We start from the raw sequence: 11,010 nt of genomic DNA on the forward strand, positions 1-11,010 counted from the left end.
GATAATTGATCAATAATATCATATGTGCCATTGCTGTCTGAGTCTGTATTGATCCAGTTGGTATTCAATACAACCGAAGCCGCAGTGCTGAATTTTACAAGAGATGCCCTGTCATTAGTCCCACCACTGTTCAGAAAGTTAATTGCCGACTGTTTGGCATCCGCAAGCTTTGTGGTACCCATTGAACCTGAAACATCAAACACCAGAGAAAATGAAATGCCGTTTGTTCCTGAAGTAGCTTCCTCAAAGCAGGTTATTGTTTCAATCGTGGGCTGGGTTTCTGTCTCGGATTGCTCGGCAAGTGTAAAATCTCCCTGAGCTGCACCGGTCACAACTTCACCGGAGGAATTCAATAATGTAATGTACAGCTTATTATCGGGATAATTATCCACCATCGGATTCACAGTAAGGGAATAATCTCCTTCTCCTTTGGTGACTAAATTTTGTTGGGTTAAAGAAGGGTTAAAAGGAACCTGGGAATTTTCAGTCGGCTCAAGATATCCTTCGCCTTCAACATATACCGTGTCAGCATAAACCATGGTAGCAGGGCAACAAATAAATAAAAATATTCCGATGATAGCTATCATTAAATTTTTCAAAAACCATTTCATATCAGCAGCCCTAATTTATATTAAAAATCAATAAAAAAAAACCGGATCACCTCAATGGCAACCCGGCTATCTCAAATTCAGACCCGTGGATTTCCGTCCCAGTATTTTTACTGAGTTGGCTTTATCATCTCAATTTCCTTCCTTGTTTGGCTGCAATATTTATGCCTGTTTTGCTTTGGTAGATAGTAAATTTTACCAAAGCATTGAAAATTGATCAGAAAATCAAGGGTTCTTACAAAAAATATAAATTTAAATGGTTTTTGATTGTATCATTCATCAAAATCAAGCAGAGTAATTTGAGAAAAAATAGTTATAAATTAGGAAATAAATGTAATACTTTTGGGTAAATGTTTACATAAAAGATTATCCCCGCCACGAAAAGCAATGTGTTCAAGATATCGGATTCAAATCCCGCAATTGTGCTAGTTTTATTCCAAGATCTTGTTTCTTTTTACAAGTAGCTTCTTGAACCGACATAGCGTTTTTTAAAATAAGGGTTGTTTAGATATCCATAGGTGACCTTCCTGCCTTTACCGGGTGCATTGACAAAAATACCGTCACCAATATAAAATCCAACATGAAAGACTTTATTTTTTTTGGGGTTTTTAAAAAAAATAAGATCTGCAATTTGCAAGTTTTTTCTTGATACGACTTTGCTATTGTAAAATTGTGCTTTAGCCGTTCTTGGTATGATAATATCAGCCTTTTGATGGGTGTAAACGATCAGTCCGCTGCAATCAAAACCGGTTTGGGGGGATTGCCCACCCCATTTATAGGGAATGCCAAGGTTTTTAATAGCATGTTGTACTATGATTTTTCTTTGATTAGATGATTCGATCTGTGGATGATAACCATCAGAATTTTGAATATGTAATCCAGGTTGTGGAGGGGGAATGTGCTGTTGATAAGCAGTTTCTTTGTGTGCAGAGCATGAAGATAATAGCAATATCAATAACAGGAATGAAAAATGTTTTGTGACTTTATCCATTTATTGGTGTTGGTTGGGTTGTGTTAAAGAGATTTTTCCTTTTTTAGTGACCCTGATTAACGGATGTAAAGATCCGGCATCAAGCTTTGCATTGAGACTGTATGAGATCATATCTTTTTTTTGATTACGGATTAGATCTGTAAAAAAACCAATGCTGCTGAAAAGATCAACCGATGCATTCAGCACAACATCACCCTCACCATAGGCTTCGATCCGGGGAAGCTGGTTGGATACACCTGTCATGATTTTGTGCCCTTCAAGGGTAATAGTATAAGAAATGCCTTTTAAATCCAGTGGGGATCGATTGGGATTGACAATATGAAGACCTATTTGAAATTGGGGGATCATACCCTGGGAAGGAATAGCTTCAAAGGAAGTGATGCTGACAGTCGGTGTTTCATATCCGGGTTGGAGTGTTGCGCAACTTAAGGTAAAGAGTAAAGAAAGAGAAAACAGAACATAACAAATAATTTTTGTCATCAGTTTATCCTATCATGTCAATAAGAGAGCCAATGGTTTCTTCGTATGTTTTAATGACTTTTGCATTGGCCTTAAATCCCTGCTCAATCATAATCTGGTTCGTGAGTTCTTCAACTATGTCGGTGTTAGACAGCTCTTTTAATTCACCGGTTTTACTTAAAGGGTCCTCCACCAGCGGACCCGGGGTATCAATTTTTGTGATGGTCACTTTAACCTGGTCGTTTTCTCCTTCAGTGTTTATTGCCCGGCTCTTTTTAAAATCATCAGAAAGGGCATTGGCAACATTGTTGGCGCTGACCGCCATTTGTTTTGAAAATGCCTGTAAGGCCGATATGTTACTCTGAATTGGTGCAATCATAGATATCACTCCTAAAAAAGTTCTTTATAAAGAGTTTATTGCAATAAGCGTGCTAAAAAGGTATTGAAAATAAAAAGAACAGTGAATCCCTTTAGTTTTGATGGTTACAATTAATTTTACTAAATAATGTTTCAAGTAATTATCCGTCCAATTCATTATTTATAGTATTTAAGTTAACAAAAAACGGCAGTAATTACAAATTGTGTTCTAAGGGCCCACTCAAAAATAACTTTACATTTTGAGAGCCGATTCATCCTGTCCTACTTCGTTGTGAAAACACAGCATATGCCCGATATGCCTTAGTTTTCACGCCTTGTAGGCCAGGCGACTCAACTCTCAAAATCGGTAATTTATTTTTGAGTGAACCCTAAACATTAATAGCCAAAGGAGAGAATGATGTTTGCCATTGATAAGACCATTATGCTGTTGATTGATGTTCAGGGCCAGCTGGCTCAGTTAATGTATGAAAAGGAAAAATTGTTTAAATCCCTTGGGATACTGATTCAGGGTATGAAAATTCTTGAGGTGCCGATTATCTGGATGGAACAGATTCCAAAGAATTTAGGCCCAACCACTGAAGCCGTTTCAAAATATCTGACAGGAGAAAAACCCATTGAGAAATTTTCATTCTCATGCTGTGGTGAACCTCAGTTTATGGATAAATTCAAAAAAGCCGGAAGGACCCAGGTGCTTTTGACTGGAATTGAAACCCATATTTGTGTTTTCCAGACCGGATACGACTTAATTCAACAAGGCTGTCAGGTGCAGGTTGTTTCAGATTGTACTGCTTCCAGAACCAGAGAGAATAAAGAGATCGGTATTCAAAGAATTGTTCAGTCAGGCGGTCAGGCTAGCGGCGTTGAAATGGTATTTTTTGAATTGTTGCGTGCAGCACAGGGGGATAAATTCAAACAGATTATCAAACTTATAAAATAGATTCGATTAAACTTTTGGCTACGGTTAAACCGCAATTTGGAAGGAGGAAGTGTCATCTTCGGGTAGATTGCTTACCTTCTCATAGGAATCTGCCGCTTTTTTAATTCCTCCAAATGCTTTGTTTTCATTGGAATCCACCCGCTCTTTTGCCTGTAATATCATGAGATCAGAAAGGGCTTTAGATGCAGTTTGTGTTGCTTTAGATGCCACTTGAATGTCTTGAGGGGAAGGGTCGGCAGGTGCAAGGGCAGCACTTTTGACCTGCCGCATTTTTTGGATTGTGGCCTGGGGGTCACCGGGGACCGGAGATGTATCAATGCTGACTTCACCGCCAACAGCATAGTTTCTTCCGTCGGGTCCGCGTTTATATGTGAAATTGGCTCCTGAAGTGATATATCTTCCGCCCGCTGCAATATGCGCCATTTCATGCCGTCTGACTTTGGTATCAATTTGTTTGAGTTCATCAAGAAGCTGGATTTCCGCCCGGGTCAGCTCCTGGCCATTAATAGTGGTTGTGTCGGAGTTATTTTGTGTTTCAGTGTTATCTGGTGTTGATTGATTGTCTTTCTGAGTGTTATTGTCAGTATTTGAAGTTTGAGTAATCTGTTCCGGTGAGTTCGCATTTACAATAGGATTAAATGTCGGGTCATTTTTTGCAAATGCAAAAGGATTTGTATCAACGGATTTTATTTTTGAAACAGGATTATAAATAAAACCGGATTGATAAATATTGATTGCGCTGACATTCATTTTTCATTGTTTCCAAAGAATGGTATCATTATTTTTATTGGCACTAACCCATTATATTTATAAACGATTGCCATTGCAATAAAAATTTTACCAAACTCAAAAAAGTCAAAAAAATATTTGACAAAAAGCCTTGATTTATGTATCTTAAAGGATTCATATTTATTGAATGTTATTCATATATGAGTTGGTTAATCATTTAACTGCAATTCAAGGATTTTTTTATGGATCGACAGGCAAGCGTTTCCAGAAAAACAAAAGAGACTGAAATTTTTGTCCGTTTTGATTTAGATGGTTCCGGCAAGGGTGATATTTCAACTGGAATTCCTTTTTTTGATCATATGCTGACCGCTTTCACCGTTCATGGTTTTTTTGATCTCAAGATCAGTGCCAAAGGGGATCTTGACGTTGATTATCATCATACAATAGAGGATGTCGGACTGGTCCTTGGGCAGGCACTTTCAAAAGTGCTTGAAAATAAAACACGAATTGTTCGGTTTGGAGATAGTTGTGTTCCGATGGATGAGGCGTTGTCCAGGGTTACAATAGATCTGTCAAACAGGCCGTATCTTGTCTACAATTTTCCGGCTGATCTTAAAGTAATAGGAAAATTTGATGCCTTTCTTGCTAAAGAATTTTTCCAATCATTTTGTGTACAAGGGGCATTTAATCTTCATATTAATTCTTATTATGGTGTGAATGAGCACCATGTTCTTGAATCAATTTTTAAGGCTTTTGGAAGATCCTTGCATATGGCCACCAGAATAGATGAAAATATTTGTGGTGCCCTGTCCAGCAAGGGAACTCTATAGAAATTTTAAAAAACTAGTGGAAATCAATGATAATTATACCTGCTGTTGATATTAAAAAAGGCAAATGTGTCCGGCTGTTGCAGGGCCGGATGGAAGATACCACCCATTATTCGGACTCTCCTTTAAAAATGGCTCAACAATGGGAAGCTGACGGCGCTGTCCTTATTCATGTTATAGACCTTGATGGTGCATTTGCCAAAGAAGTAAAAAACTTTGCAACCATCCGGGATATTTTGGCCGGTATTAATGTCCCCATACAGGTGGGAGGTGGCATCAGAGACATGGAAACTATTGAAATGTATGTTGATGCAGGCGTTTCAAAAGTCATTATTGGAAGTGTTGCCCTCTATAATCCGGACCTTGTAAAAGATGCCTGTAAACACTTTGAGGGTAAAATTGTCGTTGGAATTGATGCAAGAAACGGCAGGGTTGCCGTTGAAGGATGGAGCCGGACATCTGAGACGCGTGCCATTGATCTTGCAAAAGAATTTGAGTCCTGCGGTGTTGCGGCAATCAATTTTACTGATATTCACAGGGACGGCATGCAGACCGGTCCCAATATTGAAGAAACAGCAGCCATGGCAGATGCAGTCTCAATACCCATTGTGGCATCCGGTGGTGTCAGTACAATTCAGGACATTAAAAATCTTCTTGAAATAGAGAATAAGGGGGTGACCGGTGTTATAACCGGCAGAGCCCTTTATGAAGGAACCCTTGATTTAAAAGAGGCTATCAGGATTTCAAACTGACAATTATCCTTAAAGATAATTATTGACATGTGATTTTAAATACTTAGCTTATATTACTAGTAAAACCGTTAAATTTTGGAGTCAGCGCCACCTAAATGTATATTCCTGAAGAAAAAGTTTCAGAGATTTTAAATACTTCAGATATTGTTGATATTATTTCAGAGTCTGTCATTTTAAAAAAATCCGGAAGAAATTTTTTTGGGCTATGTCCTTTCCATTCTGAAAAGACACCCTCCTTTTCCGTCAATGCAAGCAAACAGATTTTTCATTGTTTTGGTTGCAGTGCCGGGGGGAATGTATTGTCTTATATTATGAAATATCACGGGATTACCTTCCCGGAGGCAGCAAAAATGCTGGCCCGTAAGTATAATATAACCATTGAAACCAAAGACATTGATCCTGCAAAAAGAAAAGAGTTCCTTCTTAAGGAAAGTTTGTTTCGATTAAATAAAACCGTTATGGGGATCTATTTTGATGAGTTGAAAAATTCAGCACCCGGTAACAAGGTGGGGGACAAGGCAAGAAAATATTTAAAACAAAGAGGGATTTCCGACGATATTATTCAGCAGTTCAACTTAGGTTTTTCTCCGGATAAGTGGGAATCCATTGTTAAGATGTTGCAAGAACAAAAAATTTCTAAAAATATAGCCGTCCAATGCGGTTTGATTTTGGGAAGGCAACAAAAGACCGGGTATTATGACAGGTTCAGAAACCGGATCATGTTCCCTATTTTTGATGTAAATATGCAGGTGGCAGGCTTTGGCGGCAGGGTGATGGATGATGCCATGCCCAAATATATGAATTCTCCTGATACACCCGTATATAATAAAAGCCGTATTCTTTACGGCCTTCATGCAGCAAAACAATTTTGCAGACAGACAGGGTTTGTTTATATTGTTGAAGGATATTTTGATTTTTTATCCCTCTATCAACACGGCATTAAAAATACAGTCGCAAGTCTTGGTACCGCATTAACACCGGATCACGTAAGAATCCTTAAAGGATATGCTGCAAAGATGGTACTTGTTTTTGATTCTGATGCGGCCGGAATCAATGCAGCAAAAAGAAGTATTAAAATTTTTTTAAAAGAGGGCGTCGATACAAGAGTACTTGTACTTCCTGAAGGGAATGATCCGGATTCCTATGTGGTAAAACATGGGCAAAAAGCATTTAATGAATTGGCAAAAAATGCCAAAACCGTTATGCAATTTCTTTTACAGGTCTCCATTGATACCCATGGGCTGTCTGTGGAAGGACGGATTAGAATTCTAGATGATATGAAACAACATTTGATTTTGATTCAGGATAGTGCCTTAAGATCTTTATATATAAAAGACCTTGCAGAAAACTTGAATATTGATGAAAAAGCAGTTTTGGAGAAAGTCAGGGAACACTATTTAAATGGCCCGGCAAAAAGATCATATTTGAATGAATCAACAAAAGAGGAAAATACTCTTGCGTCTGATCGAAGAGAAGAGCAGATGATTTCACTGATGCTCAATTTTCCCGAAATCATAGATGAAATTAAAAACAGAGATGTTTTAGATTGTTTTTATTCTGAAAAACTAAAACGCATAGCAAAGAAAATTATAAGTATAGATCCCGGTAAAGAAGCCTTCATCACAGATGTTATGGTAAAAATGGAAAATAGTGAGGATCAAGAACTTATCGCATCTTATGCCATGAATGATTTTGTTTCAGAAAATATTCATAAAACAGCTCTGTCTATAATCAATAGAATTATTAGAGTAAGAAAAAAGCAGCAAAACACTTTAACAACTAAAATTAAAAGTGCGGAAAAGGGCTGTGATTCTGATTTGATGGAGCTTTTAAAGCAAAAGCAGGCAGAGATTCAGCAATTACATGGTCGGTTATAACTTTAACCCTTTGGGAGGCATTTTATGGCGGGTAAGACAAATAAGTCTGGAGAGAATGTAGTAATTAGTAAGAAAGAGTTACAAAAACTTATTAAAAAAGGTGAAAAAAACGGTTCTCTCTCCTTTGCCGAAATTAATGATGCAATATCCGATAATTTAAAATCATTGGATCAGATTGAAAATATTGTTATGCAATTTAAAGAGCTTGGAATCAAGCTTGTGGATAAGGAAAAAGAAAAAATAAAAAAAGCGACTAAGAAAGTTGCAAAAAAAGCCACTGTAAAAAAGGCTGCAAATAAAAAGACGACTAAAAAGGGAACTAAAGCGGTAAGTAAAAAGACTGAAAAAAATAAAAAAGCATCTAAAAAAGAAACTAAAAAGGATGTTGAAAAAGAAAAAAAACAAGCAGTCAAAAACCTTTTTCCTCCTAAGAAAGCGGGGTCGGATGTAGAGTTTGGTGCCGTTACTGACCCTGTGAAAATGTATCTCAAAGAAATGGGAATGGTCACTTTGCTCAGTCGTGAAGGTGAGATTGAAATTGCCAAAAAGATTGAGCGTGGGGAACGTGATGTCCTGCGAGCCATGTTGGATTGCCCCTTATCAGTATCCACGATTTTCATCTATGGAGATAAGATGGAACAAAAGACCATGCGGCCCAAGCATGTTTTAAGGGATGTGGATGAAGGGGATGGGGTTGTCGATGAGGTTTCCAAGCAGGAAAAATTTTTAAATTCCATAAAAATAATAAAAAATATTCATCAGGAAAATCTAAACAAAAGAGATCTATTACTGCAAGAGAAAAAAAGATCTAAAAAATATGAAACCTTTTCCAAGGAGATATTCAGCAACACGGAAATCATATTTGAGGAATTAAAAAAATGGCGATTTGAATCCAACGTTATTGATAGGATTGAAAAAAGCATTCGAAATACCATTATATGGTTTGAAAAAGTTGATGAGTTGCTTGAAAAATGTGCCAGAACTTTTAATGTTAAAAGTCGAAAAATGTTTGATCAGCTCTCTGATGAAAAGACATTTGTAAAGTGGGCATTATCCAAGTCTGATATTAAAAAAGAGCGGGCCGGAATATTATATCAGGATATTTGTTCCATTTTAACCCAGGTTTCTTTGAGAAAAAATGAAATCAAAGGGGACTCCAAACATTTAAAACAGATTACCGACTGTATCGACAAAGGGCGTAGAAATGCTGATTTTGCAAAAAGAGAACTAGTAAGAGCAAATTTAAGACTGGTGGTCAGTATCGCAAAAAAATATACGAACAGGGGATTGCAATTTCTCGACTTAATTCAGGAAGGCAATATCGGTTTGATGAAGGCGGTGGATAAATTTGAATACAGAAGAGGATATAAATTTTCTACTTATGCTACCTGGTGGATCAGACAGGCCATAACAAGAGCCATTGCAGACCAGGCCAGAACCATCCGGATACCGGTACATATGATAGAAACCATCAACAAACTTATTCGGACATCAAGATACCTTGTACAGGAAATGGGTAAGGAACCGTCTCCTGAAGAAATTGCCCAAAAGATGGAAATTCCCATTGAAAAAGTTCGACGGGTATTAAAAATTGCCAAAGAACCTATTTCTCTTGAGACCCCCATTGGGGAAGAAGAGGACAGTCATCTGGGTGATTTTATAGAAGATAAAAAGTTTTCCATTCCCTCGGATGCAGCTATTGATTTCAGCTTGGCAGAGCAAACAAGGAAAATTCTTGCTACTTTAACACCCCGTGAGGAAAAAGTCCTTCGAATGCGGTTTGGTATTGGTGAGAAATCAGACCATACATTAGAGGAAGTTGGAAAGGATTTTACAGTGACAAGAGAACGTATTCGTCAGATTGAGGCAAAAGCATTGAGAAAGTTGAGACATCCGACAAGAAGCAGGAAACTCAAGACCTTTATTGAGAATTAAATCTTGACACTAAATCAGTATTTATATATATATTGCAAGTTTGTGTGAATAAAAGGGCCCATAGCTCAGTTTGGCAGAGCCACCGGCTCATAACCGGTCGGTCCCTGGTTCGAGTCCAGGTGGGCCCACCAATAAAAAATATTAAAGGTACATTGTATGGTTGTAACAAAAAACAAGAGAGGATACTCAACTTGCATATGAATGTGCCAGGAGTTTATCAACCGGATATAAAAAATTAAAAGCGTGGTTATTTACCACGCTTTTTTTATTTACACATGGGTTTAGTATGGTGAGAACAAAGGATATATTGGAACTGCTCAATACAATTGCACCTTTCGATATTGCTGAAGATTGGGACAATTCAGGGCTCCAGGCAGGAAATCTGAACTGGGAAGTAAAAAAAATAATCATCGGGCTTGATGTTTCAATGTCATTGATGAATGCTGCAAAACAAAACAATTGTGACCTTGTGCTCACTCACCATCCTTTGATGCTCCGGGCTGAAAAATTCATTGATTTTAATAAAATGCCGGGCAGTGCAATCGAAATTGCCGCAAGACATGGAATCAGTATTGTTTCCGTTCACACAAATTTAGACAAAGCCAATGACGGTTTAAATGATTATTTTGCAAAAAAGATTGGTATAAAAAAAACAAAGGGTTTTTTGATAGAGAATTCGTCATCCATGCCTGCAAATGAACTGATCGGTATGGGCAGAATCGGATATCTTAACTCTCCATCCGTACTTAAACAACTTGTTCTCCAAGTAAAAGAAAATCTTAATTTGACCCATCTGCGAGTAACGGGAGACATGGATTTGCCCGTAACCTCGGTTGCCATTTGTACTGGCAGCGGTGGCTCTCTTCTGGATGATTTTTTGGAATCCGGTGCAGATGTATATATTACCGGAGATATGAAATATCACGAGGCAAGGCGTGTTGAAGAATATTCTAAAGCTCTTATCGATGTCGGACACTTCGGCTCTGAACATATGGTGGTTGATTTGCTTTTTGACAAATTAAGTCGGGTAGTTCAGAAAGCAGGATATAATATACAAATAAAAAGATTTAAAAAAGAAAAAGATCCATTTACTATAGTTTAAGGATAACATTATGAATGATATTTCCAAACAGAATATAGAAACCCTGGTCAAACTTCAGGAAGCTGAAACTCAAATTGTCAGGCTTAGAGCTGTCCTGGAAAAAGTTGAAAAGAAAAAAGGCAAATTAAGTGGTCAGTTAAAACAGTTTGGAAATGCCTTAGAAGAAAACAAAGAAAACCTTTTAAGTGCTGGAGCAGCTTGCCGGGATATTGAAATGGAAATTCAAATTGTTGATGACCGTATTATTAAAAGCAATGAAAAATTAAGGATGGTAAAGACTAATAAGGAATATCAACTTTTTTTAAGGGAAGTGGATGATAATAAAAAACGTAAAGATGCCCTGGAAACTGAATTACTGGAATATCTTGATGAAAAAGAAAAAATGGAAGAAATCGTTCAGGAAAGTGAAAAAGAG

General features: G+C 37.5%; 11 protein-coding genes, 1 tRNA gene, 1 pseudogene and 1 riboswitch. Of the genes and pseudogenes, 8 read left to right on the forward strand and 5 right to left on the reverse strand.

Annotated elements, in window-relative coordinates; genetic code table 11:
• The 4 genes from K8S13_RS09125 to K8S13_RS09140 all read right to left on the reverse strand — a co-directional run.
• Positions 1–611 (reverse strand): hypothetical protein (locus K8S13_RS09125; RefSeq protein ID WP_291462098.1); only part of this gene is annotated, 611 nt, incomplete at its 3' end.
• Positions 612–664: 53 nt separating this feature from the next.
• A riboswitch (cyclic di-GMP riboswitch) is annotated at positions 665–741 on the reverse strand.
• 321 nt (positions 742–1,062) lie between these two features.
• The gene (locus K8S13_RS09130; RefSeq protein ID WP_291462100.1) at positions 1,063–1,599 is read right to left on the reverse strand and encodes a C40 family peptidase; all 537 of its coding nucleotides are present in this window, start codon (positions 1,597–1,599) and stop codon (positions 1,063–1,065) included.
• The gene (locus K8S13_RS09135; protein ID WP_291462101.1) at positions 1,600–2,079 is read right to left on the reverse strand and encodes an LEA type 2 family protein; all 480 of its coding nucleotides are present in this window, start codon (positions 2,077–2,079) and stop codon (positions 1,600–1,602) included. It abuts the gene before it with no gap.
• 4 nt (positions 2,080–2,083) lie between these two features.
• Positions 2,084–2,437, reverse strand: a complete 354-nt coding sequence (locus tag K8S13_RS09140) for a flagellar basal body rod C-terminal domain-containing protein (RefSeq protein WP_291462102.1) — start codon at positions 2,435–2,437, stop codon at positions 2,084–2,086.
• 393 nt (positions 2,438–2,830) lie between these two features.
• Here K8S13_RS09140 and K8S13_RS09145 point away from each other — a divergent pair, with 393 nt between their 5' ends.
• Positions 2,831–3,373, forward strand: coding sequence for an isochorismatase family protein (locus K8S13_RS09145; protein ID WP_291462103.1), 543 nt, complete (start codon positions 2,831–2,833; stop codon positions 3,371–3,373).
• 24 nt (positions 3,374–3,397) lie between these two features.
• On the opposite strand, the gene K8S13_RS09150 is transcribed toward K8S13_RS09145, so the two are convergent.
• Positions 3,398–4,123, reverse strand: a complete 726-nt coding sequence (locus K8S13_RS09150; protein ID WP_291462104.1) for a putative metalloprotease CJM1_0395 family protein — start codon at positions 4,121–4,123, stop codon at positions 3,398–3,400.
• Between the two features lie 221 nt (positions 4,124–4,344).
• On the opposite strand from K8S13_RS09150, the gene hisB reads away from it, so the two are divergent.
• From hisB to K8S13_RS09185, 7 genes and pseudogenes are all read left to right on the forward strand, one after another.
• Positions 4,345–4,932 (forward strand): imidazoleglycerol-phosphate dehydratase HisB, encoded by a 588-nt coding sequence (gene hisB / locus K8S13_RS09155; RefSeq protein WP_291462107.1) that lies wholly within the window; start codon positions 4,345–4,347, stop codon positions 4,930–4,932.
• A gap of 26 nt (positions 4,933–4,958) precedes the next feature.
• Positions 4,959–5,681, forward strand: a complete 723-nt coding sequence (gene hisA / locus K8S13_RS09160) for a 1-(5-phosphoribosyl)-5-[(5-phosphoribosylamino)methylideneamino]imidazole-4-carboxamide isomerase (RefSeq protein ID WP_291462108.1) — start codon at positions 4,959–4,961, stop codon at positions 5,679–5,681.
• 95 nt (positions 5,682–5,776) lie between these two features.
• On the forward strand, positions 5,777–7,558 hold the full coding sequence (dnaG, locus tag K8S13_RS09165; protein WP_291462111.1) for a DNA primase: 1,782 nt from the start codon (positions 5,777–5,779) through the stop codon (positions 7,556–7,558).
• Between the two features lie 24 nt (positions 7,559–7,582).
• Positions 7,583–9,493 (forward strand): RNA polymerase sigma factor RpoD, encoded by a 1,911-nt coding sequence (rpoD, locus tag K8S13_RS09170; RefSeq protein ID WP_291462113.1) that lies wholly within the window; start codon positions 7,583–7,585, stop codon positions 9,491–9,493.
• 54 nt (positions 9,494–9,547) lie between these two features.
• Positions 9,548–9,624 (forward strand) — tRNA-Ile (locus K8S13_RS09175).
• Between the two features lie 155 nt (positions 9,625–9,779).
• Positions 9,780–10,595, forward strand: a complete 816-nt coding sequence (locus K8S13_RS09180; protein ID WP_291462115.1) for a Nif3-like dinuclear metal center hexameric protein — start codon at positions 9,780–9,782, stop codon at positions 10,593–10,595.
• Between the two features lie 10 nt (positions 10,596–10,605).
• A pseudogene (locus K8S13_RS09185) lies at positions 10,606–11,010 on the forward strand (nucleotide-binding protein); the annotation flags it as partial.

The sequence above is a fragment of the Desulfobacula sp. genome (genome assembly GCF_021107415.1).